A 25362-nucleotide genomic window follows, 5' to 3' on the forward strand; every position below is an offset into this window, starting at 1 on the left:
TTAAATCTATTCATCTATTTTTGACGGACCATAATCCGACTGGTAACATATTTCAACACATAGAGTTTACTCGAAGTCTAACTAATGGAGGGGTAAAATGAAAACTTATTCGATCAGCCAGGCTGCTAAAGAATTGAATTTAACCGCTTATACTCTGCGTTATTATGATAAAGAAGGGCTGCTACCGTTTGTTGACCGATCAGAAAGCGGGACAAGACAATTTAAAGAAAAGGACATTGATGCTTTAAGAATCATTGAATGTCTAAAATCAACAGGTATGCCTATTAAGGAAATTAAGCATTTTATCGATTGGTGTGCAGAAGGGGACTCCTCACTGCAGCAGCGGTATAACATGTTTCTGGAGAGAAAGGCCTGTGTAGAAGCCCAAATGGAAGAGTTAAAAAAAACGATGGAAATGATCGATCATAAATGTCACTACTATGAGACAGCATTGGAAGCAGGTACCGAAAAAATCCATCAGGAAGTTAAGATGGAGTTTCCAGAATACTAGATATGTGTATGCACATATGGGGACGGAGGTTAAAGTATCGTCTCATGACACTTTAACCTCCGTCCCCAGAGTGATTATACCTATTTACTTCACCACAAACTTTTCAACCAGACGATTTAGAGAAGTTGCCATTTCCTTCAACTCATTATTCTTATCCTGCAGAAGAAGAATCGTCGCGTTCTGCTGCTGGGAAGAAGCTGAAATTTCCTCAATCGTCGCAACGCCTTCTTCTGAGATCGCTGCGATTTCGTGAATGGACTCAACTGAGCGGTTGGACGTTGTCGTTACTTCATCAATACCGTCAACCATCGAGTCTACTTGTTTTGTTAAAGCGTTGACTGAGTCAAAGATCTGGTTAAATAACTCGCCGCTGCTTTGAATCAAGGTGACGCCTTTATTGATCTCTGATAGATCCTGTGTATTTGATTGAAGCATCTTTTGACACTGGGCCGCGAGTTCCTTTAGCGTCGCTGAAATTGTAGTCACTGTATCTTCCGTCTGACTTGATAACTTCTGAACTTCCTGTGCAACAACTGAAAAACCTTTTCCGGCTTCTCCTGCTCTTGCTGCCTCTATAGAAGCATTCAGTGATAACAGGTTCGTCTGATCAGCCACTGCTTTAATTAATTTTATATCCTCATTGATATGGTCAATATTTTTCCCCAAATCGCCCAGACGTTCCTGGCTGATATTACCGTTCTTTTGAATCTCAGTTATTTGAGCAGAGATCTCCTGAATCTGAACGGCACCCTTTTCAGCAATACTGCCTGCGTTTTTAGTGATCTGATCAATCTCTTTAGCCTGCTGGTTTACATCCTGAATTTTACCTGCCATCACTGAAAATCCTGATGAGATATTTTCAATGTGGGAGGATCTGCTTTCAGATGCTTTAGCTTCCTCACTGGTTCCCACAGCAATCTGAGATGATGCTTCCGCTAATTCATTAAATGATTTTACTAAGTCTTCACTTGTATGATTAACCTGGCCTGAGTTCTCTTTTACACTCTGAATAATCGTTGTCAGGCTCAGTCTCATTTCTTCAAAATTCTCTGCAAGCATCCCAATTTCATCCTGACGCTTCACCTTGATTTCTTCTGTCAGATTACCACCTGTGATCTTTTTAACAGATGCGAGAAGAAGTTTGATCGGCTTTGTCAAACGCTGGCCAAACACATATGCAAAAATCGCGCCTATGATAATGGAAATGATGACAAAGATGATTTGAAATAAGATGATTTGCTGCTCCAGATCTTCTATGAACTGCGTACTCATATCAAGCCCAATAATGGCATCCGTATCAGGCAGGGGAATAAATACTGACTTGTGGCTGCCCCACTCATCCACATAAATTTCAGTTGACACCACTGTATTTTCAGTCAGAGCTCTTTCCTGATCTTCTGTCATTGGTGATTCCATCATGATGTCTTCAGTGCCGTTCAACGCAACAATATAATCTGTATTGTCCTCACGCGTTAATACGTACACATATTCAATGCCTTCTTTACCATCCATAAAAGCATTCAGAAACTGTACGAGCTCCTCGCCTGACTCCTGCGAATTGCCGATCGTTTCTGATACAGCTTCTTCGTCAATGGACTCTGCCAGGTCGCCTCCGTATATCTGCAGGATCTGCTCAAACTGAGGAAGCACATGATCCTCAATGATATAATCTGTTAAGTACTTCACAAAACCAAACATCAATATGCTTAATAATACAAACGGAATAATAAACATGATGAATAGCTGTGAACGTAACGATTTTTTCGGATTAAATTTTTTCATCATTTTTACACAAGCTCCTTTACCGGGAATAAGTGAATATAGCTGGTTAAATCCAGCCCAAGCAATCTCTTTACTTCAGACATTGACGCTGTTTTGAAGAAAATGACCGCGAATGTACGATCATTTGCAGCATTGATTTCCCTGTATTCCAACAGGTGACTGAATTCTGCTTTTAATTTTTCATGGTCAATCATCTTAATCAATTCTTTATCGAGGTGCAAAGGCACTTCCGCACAAAAGAAACCGTAAATCAATGGATCGTTCTGCTGCAGGATCGTTTCCCATCGAGGCTCATGGTCTAAAAAGTAAGATTCAGCTCCATTGATCCCAAAAGCGTAATGACTTACATCTGTCGTACCCGCGCCTGCAAAGCGTAAAGGATTTAACTCTATTGGAATAATCCCGTTTTTGCTAAGTCTGACTTCAATGTGAAAAGGGTAATTTCTAAGCTGCAGCTGGTCATTCAGGCCATACAGGTAACTCATTACATGATCCTTCACTTCTTCGATGACTGCGGAAGAGGTGAAATAAATCCGGTCTGACGTATCATGAGCATTGCTGAAGATCCGTTTCAGTATATTAAGGATCACGGGCTTTCCATCTTCATTGATATAACAGTCAACAGCATATTCATCGCCGTCAATCCATTGTTCAATAATGATTTCCTCACCGTTAATCACAGCATCTGAGTAGACATCTTTTGTCAAAAGCAGATCTGCCTGCAAGCTCATGACGGCATGCTCCCATTCGTCTTTATCCTTCACAATGTACACCCCGACACTTGAGTAACCTTTGTTCGGCTTAATCACTACAGGAAATGGTAGGTCTTCTTTATTCAGCTTCAGCAAATCCTGAAGTGACACCAGTGAGAAGTAGTATTCAGGGTTTACAGACGAAATCAGATCCCGGAATGCAGCCTTATTTTTGACCAGTTTTGAAGCAGCAATAAAAGGATGGTCTTGGTTATTCTTTTCTAAAATGGTTAAACAGCTTTCCGAATTGGTCAGAAGTTTTGTAGCCGGTGCGACTGACAATACGCGTCTGTCGTTATGATAATAAATCGGTATGCTATGTTTTAATGCGCTTTGAATGAGAAACGGTGAGATAATATGATTATCCACGATTAGCATCAAGCACACCTCCTTGTCTTAAATTTGTCATTCTAAAGAACCTTATTTTAAGAATATTATGTAAAAATTAATATATTAATATAAAGTTACTGAAATGCACGAGAATGATTATAACACTAATATGCCTATAAAAAAGGATTTTTTAATAAAAAAGTCCTAATTAATATAGTTCTTTATATTCATAAAAAGTCTTAATTATCAGAATAAGAGTTATTTAATATGGCTGGATCTATTTTCTTGACTAATAAATGCTTTTGTACTAACATAATTGACGAAAACTCCATAGACATTAAAGCCTTTCTAGGGTTCCGCCATTACGGGTCTGGTCCGAGAGAAAGCGCAAAGAGCAATCTTTGTACACGGAGGGAGAAAAGCCCGGGAGATACCACTTAACAAGTGATATGTCCCGGGTTTTTTTATTTTCATTCAGAAAAGGAGAGATTTTAATGTGGTGGTTAGTAGTAGCAATTTCAGCATTATTTGAAGTTGGCTGGGCAACCGGCTTGAAATATGCGCATGATGGATTAACGTGGGCGCTTACGATTGGCGCAATTATTGTAAGCTTCGTAGGGTTACTGAAGGCTTCAACCAAGCTTCCTACAGCTACTGTATATGCAGTGTTTGTCGGACTTGGCACACTTGGAACAGTAATAGTAGATATGATCTTTTTTGACGCCGGCGTCAGTGCAGGCGTGATTTTCTTTGTGATTATCCTCCTGGTCGGTGTAGTCGGATTGAAGTTTGTCACGGATGAAAAAGAGAAGGAGGTGCAGCAGTCATGAGCTGGGTTGCATTAATTATCGCGGGATTCTGTGAAGTATTAGGTGTTAATGGGATGCAGCGGATCTCATCAGGCAAAAAGCTGAGCGGATTTGTCTTCCTGATCGGCGGATTCGTTGCCAGTCTGAACCTCTTGTCATTTGCGATGACCACCATTCCACTCGGCGTCGCATACGCAGTCTGGACAGGGATGGGCACAATCGGCGGTGTGGTTGTGGGAATGATTTTCTACGGCGATCCTGCAGACCGTAAGCGTATTTTCTTTCTGACGCTTATTGTTGTAGCTGTTGTCGGGCTGAGAGTTGTGACGAATTAAAGAGTTGTGTGCACTATGCACTAAGGGGACGGAGGTTAAAGTGTCATGAGATGACACTTTAACCTCCGTCTTTACGTTTTACATACTAAATACCCAAAAAACGCATTTCCACATAGATATAAATACATAAATATTTTATAATAAGTGTTACATAGATATCAGCTTAAAAGCTGTAGATAAATAGAGAAAAGAGGCACAGAGGGTATGTTCTCAACGGATGGGTTAGATTCGATTACTGTTGTGGATGGTGAATTTTCGTATGGGTTTGTGGTCTTATCTGTCGTAATTGCCTGTGTGTCTGCTTATGTGGCGCTGTCGATGAATCAGCGGATGCAGCAGAATAGTTTTTTTCATAAGAATTTCTGGCTGGTACTGGCTTCATTTGCGATGGGGCTTGGGATCTGGTCGATGCATTTTATCGGCATGAGTGCATTTATGATACCGGTTGAGATGTCTTATGATACAAAATGGACGTTTATTTCAATGGTGCCTGCTATTTTAGCATCCTATTTGGCTTTTTATTTTGCGAATCGGCCAAGAAAGTCATTATATCCGATTCTCTCAGCCGGGCTGATTATGGGGTTTGGTATTTCAGCTATGCATTATATCGGGATGGCAGCTATGGTCATGAGTGTTGACTATTATTATAAAACGTGGATGTTTATTGCCTCTATCCTTGTGGCTGTTGCTGTATCATACGTTGCGCTCTACGTTTTTTCAAATCTTCAGCGTTTTATGGGGAACCTGCTGATCAAAATTGTCACAGCCATACTGATGGGCGGCGCGATTTCGAGTATGCATTATATCGGAATGGCAGCGGTCGTTTTTTATACAGACGAACCGGTCGAGTACCATATGCATGCGCATGAAATGGATATGGGTCTTGTTGGATTCGTGGCAGCCGGAATGCTTTTAATTCTTCTGATATCGGGACTCACCAGTGTGCTTGACCGTTATGTGGATCATCGGATGAGTCACTTTGATTCCCTGACACTTTTTCCGAATCAGCGGCAATTTGAGAAAGATATCAACCAGCAGCTGACTGCAGGCAGTCTGACAGTCCTCCATCTCAGGAACCTCGCAGCTTTTACCAACGGCCAGGGGTTCGGTTTTGGTGATCAGCTGGTCGCTGAAATTGGGCATGTGATTCAAAAGAACGCACCTGCGCATACCCGCATCTACAGGCTTGAGGAAAACCGGTTTGCTGTGCTCAATCTGAAAGAGCAGTCTGTCAGCAGAGCGAAATCAGCAATGCAGCGTGTTTTAAATGAATTGTCAAAGCCGCTTGAGATTGTCAGCCAGTCAGTTATAGTCGAAATGACTGCTGCGTTTTCCTATATTGAAAAGAAAAACGGCTGGGAACTGTTTTCCAACGCGATTGCCGTCTTAGAACACCCTTCCGTTCAAGGTAGAAATGAAGTGATCGAATACGACAGTTTGATTCACACATACAGCTTTGAAAGTCAGATCATCGCCGAGCTCGAACAAGCGAAGGCAGAAGGCCAGCTGTATGTTGTGTATCAGCCGAAAATATGCGCGAAAACGCTTCGTGTAAATGGGGCAGAGGCGCTCATCCGTTGGAAGCACCCTGTACATGGCTTTATTTCACCGGCAGTTTTTATCCCGCTGCTCGAAAAACATGAAAAAGTGTGTGATCTCACGGATTGGATTGTACAGCAGGTATGCGCACAAATCGCCTCCTGGTCAGGAAACCATAATAATTTTGGACCCATTTCTATTAATATACCGGGAATCTATCTGACTTCCCCGAAGCTGATGAACGTAATCAAAGCTCAGCTTGCAGCACACGGAATTGACCCTGCCATGCTGGAGCTCGAAATCACTGAAACGAGCGTAATCCACGACATCGATAACGCGATTGCAGCCGTCAGTGATTACAGAAAGCTCGGTTTATCCGTTGCTCTCGATGATTTTGGAACAGGGCTGTCATCCCTATCCTATCTGAGAAAACTGCCGGTTAATACGATTAAAATCGATAAATCATTTATCGATGAAGTACCAACTTCACTAAAAGATGCCGGTCTGTTGAGTGCAATAGTCGACCTGTGTGCATCTCTCAAACTCGCAATCATCATCGAGGGTGTTGAAGCGCAGGAGCAGATTGATTTTCTTCATACATTGTCTGCTGATCTGACCATTCAGGGGTATTACTTTTCTAAACCGCTCACTGCCGCGGACTTTAAAAAGTGGACAGTGGAGCAAATAAATAAAACCGCCGGCTGATGATTGTTCAGCGGGCGGTTTTATTGGTTGGTGGTATAGGTCTTTTTACACGATATGGCGAAGTTGAGGCGATAAGTAGCGAACTGTCCGGGTTTTCCTTCGAACTTTAGCCTGTGAGTGGCGAACATCCGCCGTTTTACCACGAACTTCACCTTCACACGACTCAGCAATACCCATCCTCACGCTTAATTTCCAGTTTACCCGCCAATTCATCAAGCATGTCTTTATATTTATTGTACTCTTCTTTATTCAGCCCAAGCACTTCATTAATTCGGGCCGGGATCTCTTTTGCTTCTTCTTCAAGGTTTCTTCCGCGCTCAGTCAGCCTGATCACAAGCTGGCGTTCATCTTCAGTGTTCCGTGTTTTTTCTATATAACCGGTTTGAATCAGTTTTTTAACCAGCGGTGTCAGCGTGCCGGAATCAAGCTGAAGCCGTCCGCCAATTGATTTTAATGTAACCAGATCTTCTTCCCACAGTACAAGCATGACCAGGTATTGCGGGTAAGTCAGATTCAGCGGCGCTAAAAAAGGCCGATAACGCTTAATAATTTCTTTAGAAATCGCATAAAAGGGAAAGCATAACTGATTGGATAGATGTAAAGGATTCATAAAAATCTCCTCCTGAGAGAATCATATTAGTTGCAATATTATTTAAATTGTATAAAATTAAATTGTACACAACTTAAATATACCACATTTAACAGGAGGAATCATTCATGAAAAAGCTATTCACTTCAACAGCAACAGCAGTAGGCGGACGTGAAGGACGCGTAACAGCAGAAAGCGGCTCATTCGATCTTGGACTTGCAATGCCAATGCCAGGCGCAGACACTGCAGGTAAAAGTAACCCTGAAGAACTGTTCGCAGCAGGCTATGCTGCATGCTTCGATTCAGCAATGAATATCGTGGCGATGCAAAAAGGCATCAAGCATGATGGCTCTGAAATTAAAGCTGATGTTTCACTGAACAAAGGTGATGCAGGCTATGCATTATCAGTTGAAATGGATGTCCTGATCAAAGGTGTAGATGAAGAAACAGCGCGCCAGCTGGTTGAAGAAGGTCATCAGGTATGCCCTTATTCTAATGCGACGCGTGGAAATATTGATGTGAGCTTTAACGTGCGCACTGCTTAATATGTGAAAATCCTCGTGCGACGGGTACGGTGTTGAGTGCGTCGTTTTGGAACATTGCTAAAAATGAATCGGCAAACTCCGTCCCGCGTGTGCCGAGTGTTAAGCCCCTGGTCAGTGATCTGGCCAGGGGCTTCTTTGGGGATTTGGTCTAGGTCAAATTACACTTTTTCCGGAACGGTACCTGACTAGTTTTGAACCTTCGTCATTTTCTTCTGAACCTCTCATGTTACTTCATGAACACCAGCAGTTATCTCCTGAACCCCACCTTGAATTTCATAAACCACAAACCACGCAGTTAACAAAACCTTATCAATCCGCTCACAATTCATTCAAACTTCCTTAACATTCCATCTGTAACATCATAGCTGTGAAAGACAAGTGAATAGCAGTCCGGTATGACTGATGAGAACCGCGAAAACGAGAGACAGATAGGCCTCTTTATATTTTCGTGGATTTTTTTATGTACTTGTACCGGGGAAAAGGAGTGAGCGTTTTGTTTTTAGATAGAGTGAAAGAGTCCCGGGTGATTGCGTCAATCAAAGAGCCGAGACAGCTTGAAGAATTTGTTCAGACAGACATTAAGGCGGCCTTTTTACTGCTTGGAAATCTTACGGTGATCAAGCGGTATGTGGATTTTCTGAAGTCACATGACCGTGATGTGTTTTTACATATTGAGAAGATTCCGGGGATCAGCTATGACCGTGAAGGGTTAAAGTTTATTGCGCGGCATGTGCAGCCGACCGGGATTGTGACAACGAAGTCATCGCTTGTGACGGCTGCAAAAAAAGAAGGATTAATTGTGATTCAGCGTCTGTTTTTAATCGATTCAGATGCTTTAAAGAACGGACTTGAGAGTGCGGAGCAGGTACAGCCTGATTTTCTGGAGCTGATGCCTGGTGTGGTGCCACATCTGATTGATCATGTAAAAAAGAAAACAGATATTCCAATTATTACAGGCGGCCTGATCCAGAACCGCAGACAGATGGAGAAGGCGATTGAGCGTGGTGCGACAGCTGTTTCTACAGGAAGGACGCATCTTTGGAAGCCGCTTGTGGAGGTGGTTCAGTGAGAAAAGTTGAGTTAAAAGGGATTACGAAATCCTATGACGGAAAACAGGACGTGCTAAAAGCAATTGACGTCATGGTCGAGCCGGGTGAATTTTTTGTGCTGGTCGGACCTTCAGGGTGCGGGAAAAGTACGATGCTCCGCATGATCGCGGGACTCGAATCGATCACGTCGGGCGAACTTGCGTTAGATGGGAAGCGGGCAAACGCTTTGAGCCCGAGCGAACGCGATCTGTCGATGGTGTTTCAGAACTATGCGCTGTACCCTCATTTAACAGTCGAACAGAATATCACATTTGGCTTACATGTGAAAAAGGTTTCGAAAAGAGAGCAAAAAGAACGCTGCAAAGAAGTATGTGAAATGCTCGGACTCACAGATTATATGAAGCGGAAGCCGCGCGAGCTCTCAGGTGGTCAGCGTCAGCGGGTGGCGTTAGCACGAGCAGTGGTCACGCAGGCACCGCTTTGTCTGATGGATGAGCCGCTTTCCAATCTGGATGCCAAGCTGCGCGCGAAAATGCGCTCTGAAATCCGTCAGCTGCAGCGAAAGCTTGGCCTGACAATGATTTATGTGACACATGATCAGACAGAAGCCATGACGATGGCAGACCGGATGATGATTTTATCTGACGGGGACGTGCAGCAGATCGGACGGCCGCTTGATGTGTATAACAATCCGGCGAATACATTTGTGGCCTCGTTTATAGGGTCGCCACCAATGAATCTGATTGATGCTGAGATGAAGGATTCTGTACTGGTTGCTGATGGTCACTGGATGACGCCGGTGACTGCAGCTATGAAGCAGAAGATCGGTTCAGGACGCGTGACGCTTGGCGTGAGGCCGGAGCATATCTCGCTTGCGAAGGATAGTGAGCCTGGGTTTTTAGTTCAGGTCGCAAATGTAGAGGTGCTGGGAACTGAAACGCTTGTTACTTTCGATTTTGGAGAGGCTACGCAGTGGATTGCAAAATGGCCGGGTCAGAGCAGCGTTCAGCCTGGAGAACAGATCCGGATCTGCGTAGATGATCGTCACCTGGCGTTATTTTCAGCTGAAAAGGGTGAGCGCATTGTGTGTGAACCGGTGCCGGATGCAAAGAAGGTATCATCATGACGACGATTCAGCATGAACTTGCAGACCGTCATGTGGAACGGAAGCGTGCCTGGTCCAACTGGGCAACCGGCATGCTGTTTCTGCTGCCTTCGCTGCTGCTGTTTGGGGTTTTTCTCTTCTATCCGATGGTCAGGACTGTGTACTTGAGTTTGTTTTTAACCGATTCGCAGGGTGTGCCGATTGTCTTTGTCGGCTGGGAGAACTTCCTGAATCTGTTTCAGTCCACGAGTTTTCAGATCAGTGCAAAGGCAACTGCGCTATTTGTACTTTATACAGTGCCTGCAGGGATTGTGCTTGCGACTGCACTTGCGATTTTAGCGAATCAGAAGTTGAGAGGTATCGGCCTTTTCCGCACGATGTTTTCTGCGACGATGGGGATGAGTGTAGCAGCATCTTCTGTGATCTGGATGTTTCTGTTTAATCCATCAATTGGATTATTCAACCGTATATTGGCTGCGCTGAATATTCCAGGGGTGCAGTGGCTGCTGGATCCGCAGTACGCGCTACTATCGGTTTCGATTGCAACGATCTGGATGAATACCGGCTTTGCTTTTCTGATTCTCCTTGGCGGCTTACAGAACATTGATCAATCTTTATATGAAAGTGCACGGATTGCAGGTGTAAGCGAGTCATATAAGCTGCGTAAAATTACACTGCCGATGCTGTCACCAACGCTCTTTTTCGTGACAACGGTCTCTTTGATCAATGCGTTTCAGACGTTCGGCCAGATCGATCTGTTAACAAAAGGCGGGCCGATGGAGTCCACAAACGTGATTGTATATTCCATTTATAAGGACGCTTTTATCAACTATAACGTTGGTTCCGCGAGTGCGCAGGCAGTACTGCTGTTTGTGGCGGTGCTGGTCGTAACAGTGCTTCAGTTCAAAATCGGTGAAAGGAAGGTGCACTATCAGTGAGCATGGGAAAAAAGGTTTTACTTTATATGACGCTCACCGTCTCAGGACTTGTGATGGTGTTCCCGATTCTTTACGCCTTTCTCATAAGCTTTATGCAGGGTGGAGAAGTACTGCAGGGCTCACTGTGGCCGGAAACTTTTTCTCTTGCAAACTTTGTGTCTGCATTTGATCGGGTGCCGCTCCTCACTTATTTGTGGAACAGTCTAATGGTGTCTGTGCTGATCATGGCCGGACAGCTGGTGCTTTGCAGTCTGGCGGCGTTTGCGTTTGTGTTCGTTGAGTTCAAGGGACGTGAGTGGATTTTCTATTTGTTTATTTCTACGATGATGATTCCGTGGGAAGCGACGATGGTGCCGAACTTCCAGACCGTGCAGTCGCTTGGCTGGCTAAACAGCTATGCAGGGCTGACGATTCCGTTTTTCGCCATGGCATTTGGCACGTTTTTATTACGCCAGCAGTTCAAGACGATTCCAAAAGAATTGTATGAAGCCTCACAGATTGCAGGCATCAGCAAGCTGCGCTTTTTTACCGGCGTGGTGCTGCCGGTTGTGAAAACAACGATGACGACGCTTGCGATTTACAGCTTTTTAACGGCATGGAATATGTATTTATGGCCGCTTCTTGTCACCAATAATGAAGCAAACCGCACCGTTCAGATCGGCTTAAAGCAGATGCAGACCCAGGAGATTGCAAGTGATTGGGGTGTTGTGATGGCTGGTGTAGTCATGGTGATTTTACCGACATTGATTCTATTATTTGCAGGACAAAAACGACTTCAGGAAGGCCTCACACAAGGGGCGCTAAAATAAGGAGGAAACAATCAATGAAAAAGCTTTGGATCGGTTCAACAGCAATGGCACTACTTTTGGCGGCATGTTCAAGTGAAACAGAAGAGGCAGTACAGACAACTGATGCAACAGCTGCACCGGCTGAGGATACAGGTAAGACTGAAGTGGTGTTCTGGCATGCGATGAGCGGTGAGCTTGAGACAGCACTGAATACATTAGTGGATGATTTCAACGCATCACAGGAGGAATATGAAGTTGAGCCTGTCTTCCAGGGTACATACGAAGAGGCGCTGACAAAGCTGAACACAGTGGCAGGAACAGATGAATCGCCTGCTATGATGCAGGTATTTGAAGTCGGAACAAAATTCATGATCGACTCAGGACATATCCAGCCGGTTCAGGACTTTATTGATGAAGAAGGCTTTGATACGTCAATTTGGGAAGAAAATATCACAAATTACTACAGCGTGGACGGCGTTCAGTATTCAATGCCATTTAACTCGTCAACGCCTGTGCTGATTTATAACAAGGACGCATTTGAAGCAGCTGGCCTTGACCCTGAAAAGTCACCAATGACGTACAGTGAGCTGAAAGAAGCTGCAACGGCACTGACTGAAGGTGAACAGAAAGGCTTCTCTATTTTAAACTATGGCTGGTTCTTTGAAGAGCTTGTGGCAGCGCAGGGCGGATTGTTCGTTGACGCTGAAAATGGACGTGAAGGTCAGGCAACGGAAGCTGTATTTAACGGAGAAGAGGGCCTGAATGTATTCAACCTGATCAAGGATATGCATGATGAAGGGACGTTCTATAATTCAGGTCAAAACTGGGATGATATGCGTGCAGCGTTCCAGTCAGGTGCGACAGCGATGATTCTTGATTCATCTGCAGGTGTAAAAGGAATGATTGATAACGCGCCGTTTGAAGTAGGCGTTGGCTATCTGCCAGTACCGGATGACGCAGAGCGTAACGGTGTGATCATCGGCGGTGCATCACTTTGGATGGCAGATGATATCGAAGCTGAACAGAAGCAGGGTGCATGGGAGTTCATGAAGTACGCATCATCAGCTGAAGCACAGGCACAGTGGCACGTGGATACAGGCTACTTTGCGATTAACCCGGCAGCATACGATGAGCAGGTTGTTGTCGATCAGTGGGCAGAATATCCACAGCTGAAAGTAACGGTTGATCAGCTGAAAGAAACGCAGGCAAACGCAGCAACAGGCGGCGCGCTCATTTCAGTATTCCCTGAAGCAAGACAGCGTGTAGTCAATGCAATGGAAAGCTTGTATCAGGGAGCAGACCCGCAGGAAGCACTTGATCAGGCGGCAGAAGAAACAAACCGGGCACTTGAAGTGGATGCAGCCAAAAACGGTAACTGAACAGAAGGAGGCGCAAATATGACAACCTTTTATGCACACCGAGGCGCAAGTACGATGTGTCCTGAAAACACCATGGCCGCTTTCAGACAGGCCCTGCGCGAAAAAGCAGACGGGATTGAAATTGATGTACAGCTGTCAAAGGACGGAGAAGCCGTCGTCATACACGATGAAACCGTAGACCGTACGACAAACGGGACAGGCGCTGTAAAGGATATGACGGTACTTGAGCTCAAACAGCTTGATGCCGGCAGCTGGTACAACCAGGCATGCGCCGGAGAAACAATTCCGCTTTTAGAAGAAGTGCTGAAGTGGATTGGCGGTACAGAATTGAAGCTGAATATCGAACTGAAAACGGACCGTGAGCCATACCCGGGAATTGAGCAGGTTGTCATTGATGCGGTGAGGCGTCACGAATTGGCAGATCGGGTTGTTCTCTCCTCTTTTAACCTGGAAACCTTAAGACGTGTGCGTGATATCAGCAGTTCTGTTTCTATTGCTGTACTTGTATGGGACAACATAGATGGTGTCGTCAAGTGCGCACGGCACCTTGGCGCCGATGCCATCCATGCGCGGCCGGGATTCATGCACACAGCAGAATCGTTACGTGCAGAAGCAGCAGGGCTGCCGATTCGGCTTTATACCGTGAATGAACCTGAAGATCTGAAAGGGATCTCGCTTCAGTTTGTGGATGGTGTGTTTACTGATTCGCCTGCGAGGTTGCGGGGGAAGCTTGGTGTTGTGGAGGCGCGTGTGCATGTTGGGGACGGAGGTTAAAGTGTCATGAAGGGGACGGAGATGAATTTGTCCCTGCAAAAAGCGGCTGGCGATGTGCGCCAGCCGCTTTTTGCTTATAGGTAGGGTAGGTCAAATGACACTTTTTCAGGATTGCCAGCTGATTCGTTCTGAACCACTGGTGTAATCTCCTGAACACGAGGGATAATTTTCGGAACACCCTCTATAATCTACTGAATATCACCCGAAATCTTCTGAACTAAAACCACCCAAACTCAATAAACCTTATCCCCATTAAAAATCGAATTTTTCACCACAACATAATCCACATGCTTAATCGATTCAAGCGTTTTACCACCCGCGTATGAAATCGATGACTGCAGATCCTGTTCCATTTCAGTCAGCGTGTCCTGAAGGGAACCTTTATGCTCGACGAACATTTTCTTACCCTCGACGTTTTTCTTTTCCCCTTTTTGGAATTCTGAGGCTGAGCCGAAGTATTCCTTAACGCGCTTTCCATCAACTTCAGTCGTTTCACCAGGTGACTCCTCGTGACCTGCAAAGAGCGAGCCGATCATGACCATTGATGCACCGAAGCGGACTGATTTGGCGATATCGCCATGCGTCCGGATGCCGCCGTCAGCGATGATAGGCTTAGTTGCAGCTTTTGCACACCAGCGAAGTGCTGCTAATTGCCAGCCGCCAGTGCCGAAGCCGGTTTTAATTTTTGTGATACACACTTTACCAGGTCCGATGCCGACTTTCGTTGCGTCAGCGCCGGCATTTTCAAGCTCTCTGACTGCTTCCGGTGTGCCGACATTTCCGGCGATGACGAAGCTCTCAGGCAGATGCTTCTTAATATGCCTGATCATGTCTATTACTGCGTTGGAATGACCGTGCGCGATATCAATTGTGATATAGTCGGGTACCAGGCTAGCAGAAGCCAGCTCTTCAATGAATCCATACTCTTCTGTCTTAACGCCTACACTAATGGATGTAACCAGACCCTTTGCCTCCATATCCCTGATAAACGCAATACGCGTTTCCGGTTCGAAGCGGTGCATGATATAGAAGTAACCGTTTTCAGCTAAATGAACAGCGATTTTCTCATCAATGATCGTCTGCATATTGGCAGGGACCACCGGCAATTTGAATGTATGCTGACCAAACTTTACTGACGTATCACACTCAGAACGGCTATTCACGACACATTTTGCGGGAATTAATTGAATATCCTCGTAATCAAATACATTATCCATATGAAACACTCCTAAAAGCGAATGATTTTTTATTTTATTAATAAAATTGTTCGTACATTTAGTAATTTACAGTGTTTTGAAGAGAATGTCAATTCAAGAGTTGGGGACGGAGTTGGCACTACGATGTCTGACCTCGTAGTGCCAACTCCGTCCCCAAAAAAAGCAGCAAAAAATCCACCCTCATCAGGTGGATTTTTCTTTTAAGCTCTCTGTTTTCTCGTCATGACATCAAAAATAACTGCAAGGGCAAGTACGCCTCCGCGGATCATGTATTGTGATGCGATGCCGACGCCGAGCAGGTTCATACCGTTTACGAGAGTGGCCATAACAACTGCTCCGATCACAGCGCCTGTTACTTTACCGACACCGCCTGCTGCTGACACGCCGCCAACGAAGGCTGCTGCGATAGCATCAAGCTCGAATAAAGTTCCGGCTGTTGTGGTCGCGGATTGCAGTCTTGAGGTGAAGAGAATCCCTGAGAGTGCAGACAGCATACCCATTGAACCGAATACGATAAATGTGATTTTACTCACGTTAATCCCTGACAGGTGAGCGGCTTCAGGGTTGCTTCCGACCGCATAGATATGGCGGCCGAGTACTGTTTTTGTCGTGATGAAGTGATAGACAATCAGTACGATTAGAATAATGATCATTGTCCATGAGAAGCCATTGTAACCTGCAAGAATCCAGGTGATGTAGCCGATTAGTGCAGAGACAAGAACAAGCTGGATAATGAAAAGTGGCTTAGAGACAACGTCGAAATTATATCTGATCTTATTATTCCGGTTTTTGATTGTAGAGTAGATATAGTAAAGAATAAAGACTGCTCCGATTAAAAGAGAGAGCAGGTGGAGCCCGCCAACTTCTGCAATTGAAGGGATATAGCCGTTTCCGATTGCATTGAACGCCTCATTATCTACGTTAATCGTTCCGGACTTTTCAGTTGCCTGTAATAATGCTCCGCGGTAAATCAGCCAGCCGGCCAGTGTTGCTACGAATGCAGGAATTCCTACTTTTGCAACCAGGAAGCCTGTGATTGAACCTGCAAACATACCGAGCACCAGGATAATTGGAATCACCAGAAACACTGGCATATCATATTGAACTAACAAAATTGCGGCGATTGCGCCAAGAAATCCTGCAAGAAACCCGATTGACAAGTCGATATGTCTGATGACAATGACAAGCATGACACCGACCGCGAGTACTGCGATATAGCCGGAGGAGTCAATCAGATTACTGATATTTCTTGAAGACATAAATAAGCCGTCTGTTAAAATCGTAAAGATCAGCATAATCACAAGCAGCGCGATATACATTCCGTAATCACGAATATTATGCTTTAATAATCCTTTTGCTTCTTTAAATAGATTCATCGTTTTTCACTCCTATAGCGTGGCAAGTCCCATGATTTTTTCCTGGGTTGCTTCTTCTGAAGACAGTTCACCTTTAATTTCACCTTTTGCCATCACATACACACGGTCGCTCATCCCAAGCACTTCCCCCAGCTCAGAAGAAATCATGATAATACTCATGCCGCTTTCGATCAGCTTATTCATCACTGTATAGATCTCAAGCTTGGCACCAACATCAATTCCTCTGGTAGGCTCATCAAGAATCAGCAGCTTTGGTCCGACAAACAGCCATTTTCCGATAGATACCTTCTGCTGGTTCCCGCCGCTCAGATTCCCGACCTTTTGTTCTATTGATGGTGTTTTAATTCCAAGCGATTGTCGGTATTCTTCTGCTGTTTTAATCTCTTCGTTGTCATTGACAACACCATAATCTGACAGGTTCTTTAAATTCGAGATCGATATATTGTTTTTAATATCCTGAAGTAAAAACAGCCCGTCTCCTTTACGGTCTTCGGTTACATAAGCAATACCGGATTTGATGGCATCACTCGTATGCTTAAACTGGATCTGGTTTCCGTCGACTAACAGGTCCCCGGAGAGTTTATATTTCTTTGAGTTTCCGAAAATACTTAAAGCAAGCTCTGTTCTTCCGGCACCCATCAGGCCGGAAATACCGACGATTTCTCCGTAGTTGACATGAATATTTACATCTTCTGCAACATTTCTTCCGAGTTTCGGATCATAGGCAGTCCAGTTCTTAAGTTCAAGCAGTCTGTCCGGAGAAACAGGATGATTTCTTTTAGGATAAATATCTTCAATTTCACGGCCGACCATGTTTTTAATAATCGCAGCCTCTGTTACTTCACCTTTTGCTGCATCAAGCGTACAAATTGTCTGCCCATCCCGGAGGACGGTCGCTTTATCTGCAATTGAGATTACTTCATTCAGCTTATGAGAAATCATAATTGAAGTAATTCCCTGTTTTTTCAATTCCCTTAATAATTTCAGTAAGTTTTCACTATCTTTATCATTAAGAGCTGCTGTAGGTTCATCAAGGATCAGCAGTTTTACTTTCTTACTCAGTGCTTTTGCGATTTCAACAAGCTGCTGTTTTCCAACGCCAATTTCTTTAATTAATGTTTCAGGATTAATATGAAGGTTTACTTTATTCAGCAATTCTTTAGAGCGGACAACTGCTTCATTCCAGTCGAGCACGCCTTTTCGCTGCAATTCATTACCGATAAAAATATTTTCATAGATAGAGAGGTCAGGGAACAGGGCGAGTTCCTGGTAGATAATCACGATCCCACGGTCAACGCTGTCGCTGATTTTGTTAAACTGCTGGACCTGACCATCAAAATAAATATCGCCTGAGTACTCGCCGTATGGATATACGCCGCTCAGTACCTTCATCAGTGTGGATTTACCTGCACCATTTTCACCTACCAGACAGTGAATTTCTCCTTGATCAACTTTAAAATTAACGTTGGAGAGTGCTTTTACACCGGTGAATTCTTTGGATATGCCTCTCATTTCCAGAATTGGTTCGCTCATTTTCATGCCTCCTAAGCACCTGGCTTAATTGTAAAACATAGAGTAATCGTGACAGGGGAGGTAAGCCGGCACGATTACTCTGATGGTTACGTTATTCTAATCCTTCAAACTCACTTGCTTCATAGTAGCCTGAATCGATTAGTTCCTCTTCAACATTTTCCTGGTCAACCACGATCACGTCTGTTTGTTTTGCATCTACTTCAATGCTGTTGTTATCATAAGTAGCTGTTGTTTCCGGTGTATTGCCGTCAAGTACGTCTACTGCCATACCCATTGCATCTTCAACGAGTGTACGTACATCTTTGAATACTGTCATAGATTGTTTTCCGTCAATGATATATTGGATCGATGCTTTTTCAGCGTCCTGTCCTGTAATTGTATAATCTGTAATTGCGCCATCAGAAGCGAATACGTCTGCGATTGAACGGGCAGTTCCATCATTTGGTGCAAGGATTGATACGTCACCTTTCATATCAGCGCCTGCAGAAGTCAGGTGCGTTTCTGCTTTGTTTTTCGCTTCACTTGGATCCCAGTTTGTTGTTACCTGGCCAAGAATGCTTCCAAGCTCGTCACGGCTTAATTCTGCCTTATCCTTTAAAGCTTCAGCTTCACTTGAGTTAGCGATTACGAATGTGCCGTCAGCAATTTTTGGCTGCAGCACTTTCCATGCGCCTTCAAAGAATAGGAATGCATTGTTATCTGATGCAGCTCCTGCATAAAGGTATAGTGGAATGCCTGAACCTTCAGCCTGATCAATTAAATATTGACCCTGTGCTTCACCAACAGCCATGCTGTCGAACGTAACATAGTAGTCTACAGCTTCTGTGTCTGTAATCAGACGGTCATATGAGATCACTGTGATGCCTTCCTCCTGAGCGGCTTCAACAGCAGATCCAGCAGCTGTGCCGTCATGCGGAGCGATAATAAGGACATCCATTCCTTTACTGATCAATGTTTCAACGTTTTCTTTTTCCTTCGCTGAAGATCCCTGGCTGAATAAAATTTCAGTTGTATAATCAGAGTCTGACAATGCATCCTGGAATCTTGTTTCATCCTGAACCCATCTCGGTTCATCCTTTGTCGGTAATACGATTCCTACGTCAAGGCCGCTTCCGTCGCCTGAACCCCCATCACTTCCACATCCTGCAAGACCAAATGTTAAGACTGCAGCTGAAAGTAAACCAAATGCTTTTGATTTTTTCCCCATTGTTTGTAAGACCCCTTTCAAAATGTTTGTTCGGTACATGGTAAATATAGCATCGGAAATTTGATTGAAAACGCTTTCTTCTAGTAGTAAATTATCATCATGCTGTATTTTTTTAATATTGAGATAAATATATGCAAAAAAACTGCAGCCCATTCTGGCCGCAGTTCTCCTGGTCGATCTTATTGATAGATGTCTTTTTTCTGATGAAATCCGTCTGCAATCACTGTTTCTTTGATATTTGTCCGGTCTACAGGAACCGGAGGCAAAAGGATAGAAGGGACATTGATCTTCCCATTATTGATTGTCCGGTCTTCCTGAATCTCCTCGTTCAGTGCAAGCTTGATTGCGAGTTCCACAGCGCGTTCGGACAAGTCATCAATACTTTTATACATTGTCAGGTTCTGGGTCCCGTTGACGATCCGCTGAACGCCAGCAAGGTCCGCATCCTGTCCGGCGACGGGGATGCTGCCTGCGAGGTCATATGCGGCAAGTGCTTCGATTGCAGCTCCTGCAGTCGCATCATTTCCTGCAATGACTGCATCGATTTGCTGATGATTCACTTCAAGTGCCGTTTCCATATTTGCTTTTGCCACTTCAGGTACCCAGTCTTTCGTCCACTGATTGAATACGACAGTGATATCTCCCTTGTCAATGTACGGCTTCAGTACTTTAAAGACTCCCTGCTTCATCAGGTGTGCATTGTAATCAGTCTCCGCTCCGCCCAGGTAGACGTAATTCCCTTCTGGTACAAGCTCCGTCATCACAGTTGCCTGCAGTATACCGACCTGTTCATTATCGTAGGATAAATATAAGTCCACTTCTGCGTTTCTCACAAGGCGGTCATACGATAACACTTTAATTCCCGCATCATGGGCTCTTTCTACAATCGCAGCCATCGATTCTGCATTGTGGGGGACGACCACCAGCACATCAATTCCTTCACTGATCATCTTTTCTGTCTGCCAGACCTGTTTGACGTCATCTCCATTTGCCACAGTGACCTCTACTTCAACTCCGGCTTTTTCTGCAGCCTCTACAAAAAGCTCGCGATCCTTGAACCAGCGGTCTTCCTGAAGTGTATCCATTGAGAAACCGATTTTAATATCCTCCAGGCTTTTTGATTCAGCTTCAGGAGGCAGTGCGACTTCTTTGATCTGTTCATCAGGGGTACAGGCGATCAGAAGAATCGTCATCACCCAGGCTGATAACAGTGTGAATCGTTTATTCATGTGCATACAGTCCTTTTCTGATAAATAATCACGTGACTGTTTTACTCCGGTAGGCAGTAGGAGAGAGGTGATAGGCTTTTTTGAAAACTTTGCTGAAATAATTCGGATCATGATAGCCGATTTCAATCGCAATCTCCTTCATGCTCTTCTCAGAATCTCTCATTAATTTTTTTGCTTTTTCCAGACGGCATTCAGTCAGAAAGCTGATATAGTTGATGCCGAGCTTTTCTTTGAACAGTTTACTGACATAGATCGGGCTTAACCCCGCTTCTTTACTGATAATTTCAAGGGACAGATCTTCATGGGCATGTTCAATAATGTAATGCTTGATCTGTTCGATCATATCGCCATCAGTATTCTGGCTGTGTGCCTGGTGGGCATACTTCATCCGGTCGATCATATAGCTGGTTTCCGCTCTCAGCTGTTTATAGCCGGTGACCTGAACAGAATAGACAGGCATGTCAACTTCAACCCCCATATCAGACAAAATGGAAGAGATCAGCCAGAGAATTTCCGCTATCTGTTTTTGTGTCTGGATAATATCTCTGTTTTCCCGCTCATACTGATCTATACTTTCGTTCACTTCTTCTGTTAAAAGATGCCACTCTTCCTGACGCAGAAGCTCATCGAATTTTTGCTCATACGCTTTATAAGACTGAGAATAGAAATCGAGCGTTAGTGCAGGCATATCTGAATAAAACTGATATTTAACCGGCTGATGATAGTTTCTGGTGGCAATCAATGACTCCTGATAAGATTGTTTGATCCGCTCGATCGGTTCGTAAACATCACCAATCCCAACAAACCATATGTCCTGATCAGGTTTTTTGAGTGAGAGAATGCGTTTTGCCATCGTAATGGCTTGGTGACGGAACGATTCCCCGCTGTTACGGAAAACAATGATCGGCACCTGTCTGCCATTCATTGCCCCTGTCCAGCCGCTGCCGGTACTTCTGACCACTTCTTTTACTGCAGAGTAAGAACCTTTTGCTTCTTCAGGTATCAGCAGGTTCATCACAAACTTATCCTGTGTAATCGGAATGTGGAGCAGGTCGACAAGCTGATTCAAGTGAACTTCATGGACATGATCGAACAGCAGCTGCGTCACGACATCTGTCTCAAAGACGGCCATCGCTTTTTCAATCGTACTCTGATAGCGCTTACTTTCTTCTGAAGATTTTTTCTCAGCACAGATTTTATCCAGTGCGCCTTCAACAATTTTCACGATCTCACTTACTTTACTCGGCTTCACGATATAGTCGTGCACGCCGAGCTTCATCGCCTGCTGGGCATATTCAAATTTTGCAAAAGCAGTTACCAGGATGAACGTTGTATCCGGATAGGCCTGGTGCAGCTGCTCAATGGCTTCAAGCCCTGAAATACCGGGCATTTGTATATCCATAAAAATGAGATCTGGTTTCAGCTGCTCACACATGTCAATCGCAATCCGTCCGTTGCGCGCCTGACTGATCTCAAGCTCAAAATGCCTGTTTAAAATCATCTCAAGCCCGTCGCGTTCCATCTGCTCGTCATCCACTATGAGAACTTTGATCATACGTCATATCGCTCCTTTCCTTTAAAATATACAGGGATATCTTCGTGCCATGGCCGATCTTACTCTGAATATCCACAACCTCATCACTCGCGTTAAACAGTTTCAGCCGTTGAACCACATTTTTAAAACCAATACCGGTTCCTTTTTCACTGGTGACTGCGCGCGCATCTTTAAGCATCTCTATTTTTTCTTCTGTCATGCCTGGCCCGTTGTCTTCAACTTCTATCACAACATGGTTCAGTGCCTGTCTGACCCGAAACAGGATTGTGCCCCCGTCTTCACTCGGCTCGACGGCATGAATAATCGCATTTTCTACAATCGGCTGCAGGGTCATGCCCGGGATCTGAATACCGAGACACGATTCATCAATCTCAGTGATAAAAGTCAGGCGGTCTGTATATCTTGCTTTTTGAATCTGGATATACTGCTTCAGCACATGAAGCTCTTCATGAAGGGCAGTCGGCTTATCCATATGTCTCAGGTTATAGCGCATCAGATCTGCGATGCTGACTAACAGATCACTCGTTTCCTCTGACCCCTCAATATAAGCTTTTTTAGATAATGTGTTCAGCGTATTGAATAAAAAATGCGGATTAATCTGACTTTGCAGGCTGAGCAGCTGACTTTCTTTCAGTAAATACTTACTTTCCTGCAGTTCAGCTTCCAGTCTTGCTTTTTGCTTCGTCTCAATAAAAAGATTATTAATATTGATCCGCATCTGTTCAAACGTTCCTGCTAAAATGGCTGTCTCATCCTTTGAATCAGCTTCAATTTCTCTATCAAACTGACCCTTTGACAGCCGCTTCGCTGATTCCGTCAGTTTTTCAAGCGGTTTTGTAATCCTGAGGGAAAACCAGTAAGTAAAAAACAACAGCATGAGAATAATCGTCATTAACAGCCAAACACCAAGCTCCGTCAACTTCTCTGATCGGTCAATCATTTCCCGATAAAAAATATCATACGTCCGGAGTTCTTTATCAATCACGGAAAGTCTCATTTCAGATACATAATCGGCAATATGAATGGCTTCATTCAAAGCAGATTTTGCTGTTTCAATTTCTCCTGAGATCTGAAAGTTCACGGAGCGCTCTGTCATTTCCACGAGACTCACTGTGAGATTCGTATAATTCGTCAGTTCCGACTCATTGTCCGTATTTCTGAAGGCAGTGACCTCATCGTATAATTGACCCATGCGGTTTTTCCGGCGCTCAATTGTCCGGAAATTCGCGTCAGACGGGTCTAACAGATAGGCATTAAGCGAAGCGACCGTTTCCTGGCTGAGCATATTCAGCTCATTCATCACCAGGTAGCGTTCAAGAATCTGATTATACTGATCCTGCATCTTCTGATTATAGTAGGTAAGGGAGATCCAGATAATCACCATAATGATCAGCACAACAATGGCGAGCAGCCATATTTTTTTCTGTAAATGTCTCATTGGCCGTTCAAATCCTTTACAATACTGACTTCAGTAAAATAACCTTCAATATCGAGCGGCTGGCTATCTTTTTGAAGCCAATCTGACATCAGCTCCACACTTAACTGTCCCATGTCTTCAGGAGACTGCTCCACTACACCATCAATTTTACCGCTCTCAAGCAGCGCATACGCACCACGTTCCTCATCAAATGTGTATATGTAATAAGGATCTACTTTTCTTCTGGTCTCAATTTCTTTCACCAGCTCTTCAGTGAATGAGGCATTAACTGCCAGAAAAGACGTTGCCTGCGGAAAGTGATTCAGCAGATCATTCACAGTCGATAAACCCTGCTCGCGGTCACCAATCTTGGCTTCAATCATCTCAATATCAGGATAACCAGCCAGGACATGCTCAACGCCCTCAAGCCGCTGTCGCTGAAAATACTCAGGTTCACTGTCCATCATCAGGATCACTTCACCAGTCGTGCCCATATCTTCGAGTAATTCCCGCGCAAGCAATTCTCCGGCTTCAAACTGATCTGACCCTATATACGTTTTGCGAAGGCTCTCTTCTTTCGGGACATCATGTGCAACAGTGAGCACCGGAATTCCATATGAAGCCGCTTTCAATTTTGTCAGCTCTTTAAATTTTTCATTATCGAGTCCCTGCACGATAATCCCATCAACCTTTGAGTAAATGGCGATTTCAATCTTTCTCAGGAAATCCTCTGTGTTGCTGCCATAAATTCCGCTCACATCCAGATCAACGTTCAGTTCGCCGGCTTTTTTCTCAGCACCAGCCGCAACATCCCGCCAGAAAGGATGATCTGTCTCATTTGTAATCAGCACAACGCGCGGCACATTTTCATCCTGCTCACCCGCATCAGGCAAATCCCAGTCTGTATAAAAAACAGCTGCAGCAGCCTGAAAAGTAAAGTAGAACAAAAACAGCCCAACCGCTGAAACCATCAGTATTAAAAGCTTTCTCATAACAGGAAAGCATCTCCTTTTTCTGTGTGGATTAATATTCAGTAAATTATAACAAAAGGATGGAGGGGCGTATATGTCTGTTTTTTGTACAGGAATTGGATGTGCGGGGGAGGAGAGATGCTTTTGGGGACATTTTTTTTGGGGACGGAGTTCACACTACGAGGTCTGACCTCGTAGTGTGAACTCCGTCCCCAGAGAATGCGCGGCCCTGAAACAGGGTAAAGACATATAAAAGGAGGCAGCATCATGATCTTTCACACAATCGGACACTACAATCATACTGAAAAAGAATTTTTACATATGCTGCAGGCTGCAGATATTGATTTCATTGCGGATGTACGTGCGTTTCCAGCGAGTAAGAGAAGTCCTCAATTTAAAAAAGAAAATCTTGAGAGGTGGCTGAAAGAGGCAGGGATCGGCTACCGTCACTTCCCTGAACTTGGAGGCAGAAGAAAGGTTTCGGGGGAGATTGGCGAGACCTTGAATGCAGGCTGGAAGAACCGTTCTTTTCACAATTATGCAGATTATACAATGACAGATGAATTTAAAATAGGTATTGGAGAACTGGTTAAGCTTGGAGAGCGGCAGCAGGTCGCTTATATGTGTTCTGAGCACCACCCGGCAAGGTGTCACAGGTTGATTATCAGTAATTTTCTCCAGGCGAACGGATGGGAGGTTCGTCATATTGTCCCTGGTTCTAAAGGTGAAGCTGAAGTAGTAAGTCATGAGCTTGGGAAATGGGGGGCTGTCCCTGTGATTGAGGAGAGTGGGGAGGTTGTGTATCCTTCGATGGAATGAATTTGGCATTTGGGGACGGAGTTGGCACTACGAGGTCTGACCTCGTAGTGCCAACTCCGTCCCCAAAAAAAGCAGCAAAAAAAACACCCACATCAGGTGGATTTTTTT

Annotated in this window: 23 protein-coding genes and 1 riboswitch; of the genes, 12 read left to right on the forward strand and 11 right to left on the reverse strand. The window is 44.4% G+C overall.

The features are described from left to right. Nucleotides 1–97: 97 nt before the first annotated feature. Nucleotides 98–511: a MerR family transcriptional regulator gene (locus JOD21_RS11735; protein WP_204729803.1), complete on the forward strand. Its 414-nt coding sequence runs from the start codon at nucleotides 98–100 to the stop codon at nucleotides 509–511. An 84-nt stretch (nucleotides 512–595) separates the two neighbouring features. Here the strand turns inward: JOD21_RS11735 and JOD21_RS11740 are convergent, their stop codons facing one another. Together JOD21_RS11740 and JOD21_RS11745 are read right to left on the reverse strand one after the other, a co-directional pair. Then, on the reverse strand, nucleotides 596–2296 hold the full coding sequence (locus JOD21_RS11740) for a methyl-accepting chemotaxis protein (protein ID WP_204729804.1): 1701 nt from the start codon (nucleotides 2294–2296) through the stop codon (nucleotides 596–598). Between the two features lie 2 nt (nucleotides 2297–2298). Then, entirely contained in the window at nucleotides 2299–3423 is a 1125-nt protein-coding gene (locus tag JOD21_RS11745) for an ATP-grasp domain-containing protein (protein WP_204729805.1), read from the reverse strand. Nucleotides 3424–3712: 289 nt separating this feature from the next. Then, a riboswitch (guanidine-I (ykkC/yxkD leader) is annotated at nucleotides 3713–3807 on the forward strand. Nucleotides 3808–3869: 62 nt separating this feature from the next. Between JOD21_RS11745 and JOD21_RS11750 the strand changes: the two genes are divergently transcribed. The 3 genes from JOD21_RS11750 (at nucleotide 3870) to JOD21_RS11760 (ending at nucleotide 6763) form a co-directional block, all read left to right on the forward strand. Continuing rightward, nucleotides 3870–4205, forward strand: a complete 336-nt coding sequence (locus JOD21_RS11750; RefSeq protein ID WP_204729806.1) for a DMT family transporter — start codon at nucleotides 3870–3872, stop codon at nucleotides 4203–4205. Then, nucleotides 4202–4519 carry a DMT family transporter gene (locus JOD21_RS11755; RefSeq protein ID WP_204729807.1) on the forward strand — a complete coding sequence of 106 codons (318 nt, stop codon included), beginning with the start codon at nucleotides 4202–4204 and terminating at the stop codon, nucleotides 4517–4519. The genes JOD21_RS11750 and JOD21_RS11755 overlap by 4 nt, the downstream gene beginning before the upstream one ends. A 204-nt stretch (nucleotides 4520–4723) precedes the next feature. Next, nucleotides 4724–6763: a bifunctional diguanylate cyclase/phosphodiesterase gene (locus JOD21_RS11760; protein WP_204729808.1), complete on the forward strand. Its 2040-nt coding sequence runs from the start codon at nucleotides 4724–4726 to the stop codon at nucleotides 6761–6763. Nucleotides 6764–6926: 163 nt separating this feature from the next. On the opposite strand, the gene JOD21_RS11765 is transcribed toward JOD21_RS11760, so the two are convergent. Continuing rightward, nucleotides 6927–7373, reverse strand: coding sequence for a MarR family winged helix-turn-helix transcriptional regulator (locus tag JOD21_RS11765; protein ID WP_204729809.1), 447 nt, complete (start codon nucleotides 7371–7373; stop codon nucleotides 6927–6929). A 107-nt stretch (nucleotides 7374–7480) separates the two neighbouring features. Here JOD21_RS11765 and JOD21_RS11770 point away from each other — a divergent pair, with 107 nt between their 5' ends. The 7 genes from JOD21_RS11770 (at nucleotide 7481) to JOD21_RS11800 (ending at nucleotide 13930) form a co-directional block, all read left to right on the forward strand. Beyond that, a complete protein-coding gene (locus JOD21_RS11770) occupies nucleotides 7481–7897 on the forward strand; it encodes an organic hydroperoxide resistance protein (protein WP_039812722.1) in 417 nt (138 codons plus the stop codon). A gap of 460 nt (nucleotides 7898–8357) precedes the next feature. Further along, nucleotides 8358–8966 carry a glycerol-3-phosphate responsive antiterminator gene (locus tag JOD21_RS11775; RefSeq protein WP_204729810.1) on the forward strand — a complete coding sequence of 203 codons (609 nt, stop codon included), beginning with the start codon at nucleotides 8358–8360 and terminating at the stop codon, nucleotides 8964–8966. Continuing rightward, the gene (locus JOD21_RS11780; RefSeq protein ID WP_204729811.1) at nucleotides 8963–10072 is read left to right on the forward strand and encodes a sn-glycerol-3-phosphate ABC transporter ATP-binding protein UgpC; all 1110 of its coding nucleotides are present in this window, start codon (nucleotides 8963–8965) and stop codon (nucleotides 10070–10072) included. Before JOD21_RS11775 ends, JOD21_RS11780 begins: the two co-directional genes overlap by 4 nt. A 71-nt stretch (nucleotides 10073–10143) precedes the next feature. Next, the gene (locus JOD21_RS11785; protein WP_239581566.1) at nucleotides 10144–10989 is read left to right on the forward strand and encodes a carbohydrate ABC transporter permease; all 846 of its coding nucleotides are present in this window, start codon (nucleotides 10144–10146) and stop codon (nucleotides 10987–10989) included. A 2-nt stretch (nucleotides 10990–10991) separates the two neighbouring features. Continuing rightward, nucleotides 10992–11798: a carbohydrate ABC transporter permease gene (locus JOD21_RS11790; protein WP_204729832.1), complete on the forward strand. Its 807-nt coding sequence runs from the start codon at nucleotides 10992–10994 to the stop codon at nucleotides 11796–11798. A 14-nt stretch (nucleotides 11799–11812) separates the two neighbouring features. Then, nucleotides 11813–13156 carry an ABC transporter substrate-binding protein gene (locus JOD21_RS11795; protein WP_204729813.1) on the forward strand — a complete coding sequence of 448 codons (1344 nt, stop codon included), beginning with the start codon at nucleotides 11813–11815 and terminating at the stop codon, nucleotides 13154–13156. 18 nt (nucleotides 13157–13174) lie between these two features. After that, nucleotides 13175–13930 (forward strand): glycerophosphodiester phosphodiesterase, encoded by a 756-nt coding sequence (locus JOD21_RS11800; RefSeq protein ID WP_204729814.1) that lies wholly within the window; start codon nucleotides 13175–13177, stop codon nucleotides 13928–13930. A 233-nt stretch (nucleotides 13931–14163) separates the two neighbouring features. Here the strand turns inward: JOD21_RS11800 and guaC are convergent, their stop codons facing one another. The 8 genes from guaC to JOD21_RS11840 form a co-directional block, all read right to left on the reverse strand. Continuing rightward, nucleotides 14164–15147 carry a GMP reductase gene (guaC, locus tag JOD21_RS11805; protein WP_204729815.1) on the reverse strand — a complete coding sequence of 328 codons (984 nt, stop codon included), beginning with the start codon at nucleotides 15145–15147 and terminating at the stop codon, nucleotides 14164–14166. Between the two features lie 200 nt (nucleotides 15148–15347). Next, complete coding sequence (locus JOD21_RS11810) at nucleotides 15348–16523, reverse strand: sugar ABC transporter permease (RefSeq protein WP_204729816.1); 1176 nt, start codon at nucleotides 16521–16523, stop codon at nucleotides 15348–15350. A 12-nt stretch (nucleotides 16524–16535) separates the two neighbouring features. Beyond that, a complete protein-coding gene (locus JOD21_RS11815; RefSeq protein WP_204729817.1) occupies nucleotides 16536–18056 on the reverse strand; it encodes a sugar ABC transporter ATP-binding protein in 1521 nt (506 codons plus the stop codon). Nucleotides 18057–18147: 91 nt separating this feature from the next. Next, nucleotides 18148–19263, reverse strand: a complete 1116-nt coding sequence (locus tag JOD21_RS11820) for a sugar ABC transporter substrate-binding protein (RefSeq protein ID WP_204729818.1) — start codon at nucleotides 19261–19263, stop codon at nucleotides 18148–18150. 179 nt (nucleotides 19264–19442) lie between these two features. Then, on the reverse strand, nucleotides 19443–20492 hold the full coding sequence (locus JOD21_RS11825) for a sugar ABC transporter substrate-binding protein (RefSeq protein WP_204729819.1): 1050 nt from the start codon (nucleotides 20490–20492) through the stop codon (nucleotides 19443–19445). A 28-nt stretch (nucleotides 20493–20520) separates the two neighbouring features. Then, entirely contained in the window at nucleotides 20521–22047 is a 1527-nt protein-coding gene (locus tag JOD21_RS11830) for a response regulator (protein WP_204729820.1), read from the reverse strand. Further along, on the reverse strand, nucleotides 22022–23485 hold the full coding sequence (locus JOD21_RS11835; RefSeq protein WP_204729821.1) for a sensor histidine kinase: 1464 nt from the start codon (nucleotides 23483–23485) through the stop codon (nucleotides 22022–22024). The genes JOD21_RS11830 and JOD21_RS11835 overlap by 26 nt, the downstream gene beginning before the upstream one ends. Beyond that, entirely contained in the window at nucleotides 23482–24456 is a 975-nt protein-coding gene (locus JOD21_RS11840; RefSeq protein WP_204729822.1) for a substrate-binding domain-containing protein, read from the reverse strand. The genes JOD21_RS11835 and JOD21_RS11840 overlap by 4 nt, the downstream gene beginning before the upstream one ends. Nucleotides 24457–24702: 246 nt before the next feature. On the opposite strand from JOD21_RS11840, the gene JOD21_RS11845 reads away from it, so the two are divergent. Continuing rightward, complete coding sequence (locus tag JOD21_RS11845; protein WP_204729823.1) at nucleotides 24703–25254, forward strand: DUF488 domain-containing protein; 552 nt, start codon at nucleotides 24703–24705, stop codon at nucleotides 25252–25254. Nucleotides 25255–25362: the final 108 nt, after the last annotated feature.

Source organism: Jeotgalibacillus terrae, assembly GCF_016908195.1.
Lineage (GTDB): Bacteria > Bacillota > Bacilli > Bacillales > Jeotgalibacillaceae > Jeotgalibacillus > Jeotgalibacillus terrae.

Excerpts from the sequence above, each read along its gene's own strand:
- JOD21_RS11735 (WP_204729803.1), top strand. The coding sequence starts at position 98 with ATGAAAACTTATTCGATCAGCCAGGCTGCTAAAGAATTGAATTTAACC.
- JOD21_RS11740 (WP_204729804.1), bottom strand. The coding sequence starts at position 2,296 with ATGATGAAAAAATTTAATCCGAAAAAATCGTTACGTTCACAGCTATTC.
- JOD21_RS11745 (WP_204729805.1), bottom strand. The coding sequence starts at position 3,423 with ATGCTAATCGTGGATAATCATATTATCTCACCGTTTCTCATTCAAAGC.
- JOD21_RS11750 (WP_204729806.1), top strand. The coding sequence starts at position 3,870 with ATGTGGTGGTTAGTAGTAGCAATTTCAGCATTATTTGAAGTTGGCTGG.
- JOD21_RS11755 (WP_204729807.1), top strand. The coding sequence starts at position 4,202 with ATGAGCTGGGTTGCATTAATTATCGCGGGATTCTGTGAAGTATTAGGT.
- JOD21_RS11760 (WP_204729808.1), top strand. The coding sequence starts at position 4,724 with ATGTTCTCAACGGATGGGTTAGATTCGATTACTGTTGTGGATGGTGAA.
- JOD21_RS11765 (WP_204729809.1), bottom strand. The coding sequence starts at position 7,373 with ATGAATCCTTTACATCTATCCAATCAGTTATGCTTTCCCTTTTATGCG.
- JOD21_RS11770 (WP_039812722.1), top strand. The coding sequence starts at position 7,481 with ATGAAAAAGCTATTCACTTCAACAGCAACAGCAGTAGGCGGACGTGAA.
- JOD21_RS11775 (WP_204729810.1), top strand. The coding sequence starts at position 8,358 with ATGTACTTGTACCGGGGAAAAGGAGTGAGCGTTTTGTTTTTAGATAGA.
- JOD21_RS11785 (WP_239581566.1), top strand. The coding sequence starts at position 10,144 with ATGCTGTTTCTGCTGCCTTCGCTGCTGCTGTTTGGGGTTTTTCTCTTC.
- JOD21_RS11790 (WP_204729832.1), top strand. The coding sequence starts at position 10,992 with ATGGGAAAAAAGGTTTTACTTTATATGACGCTCACCGTCTCAGGACTT.
- JOD21_RS11795 (WP_204729813.1), top strand. The coding sequence starts at position 11,813 with ATGAAAAAGCTTTGGATCGGTTCAACAGCAATGGCACTACTTTTGGCG.
- JOD21_RS11800 (WP_204729814.1), top strand. The coding sequence starts at position 13,175 with ATGACAACCTTTTATGCACACCGAGGCGCAAGTACGATGTGTCCTGAA.
- guaC (WP_204729815.1), bottom strand. The coding sequence starts at position 15,147 with ATGGATAATGTATTTGATTACGAGGATATTCAATTAATTCCCGCAAAA.
- JOD21_RS11810 (WP_204729816.1), bottom strand. The coding sequence starts at position 16,523 with ATGAATCTATTTAAAGAAGCAAAAGGATTATTAAAGCATAATATTCGT.
- JOD21_RS11815 (WP_204729817.1), bottom strand. The coding sequence starts at position 18,056 with ATGAGCGAACCAATTCTGGAAATGAGAGGCATATCCAAAGAATTCACC.
- JOD21_RS11820 (WP_204729818.1), bottom strand. The coding sequence starts at position 19,263 with ATGGGGAAAAAATCAAAAGCATTTGGTTTACTTTCAGCTGCAGTCTTA.
- JOD21_RS11825 (WP_204729819.1), bottom strand. The coding sequence starts at position 20,492 with ATGAATAAACGATTCACACTGTTATCAGCCTGGGTGATGACGATTCTT.
- JOD21_RS11830 (WP_204729820.1), bottom strand. The coding sequence starts at position 22,047 with ATGATCAAAGTTCTCATAGTGGATGACGAGCAGATGGAACGCGACGGG.
- JOD21_RS11835 (WP_204729821.1), bottom strand. The coding sequence starts at position 23,485 with ATGAGACATTTACAGAAAAAAATATGGCTGCTCGCCATTGTTGTGCTG.
- JOD21_RS11840 (WP_204729822.1), bottom strand. The coding sequence starts at position 24,456 with ATGAGAAAGCTTTTAATACTGATGGTTTCAGCGGTTGGGCTGTTTTTG.
- JOD21_RS11845 (WP_204729823.1), top strand. The coding sequence starts at position 24,703 with ATGATCTTTCACACAATCGGACACTACAATCATACTGAAAAAGAATTT.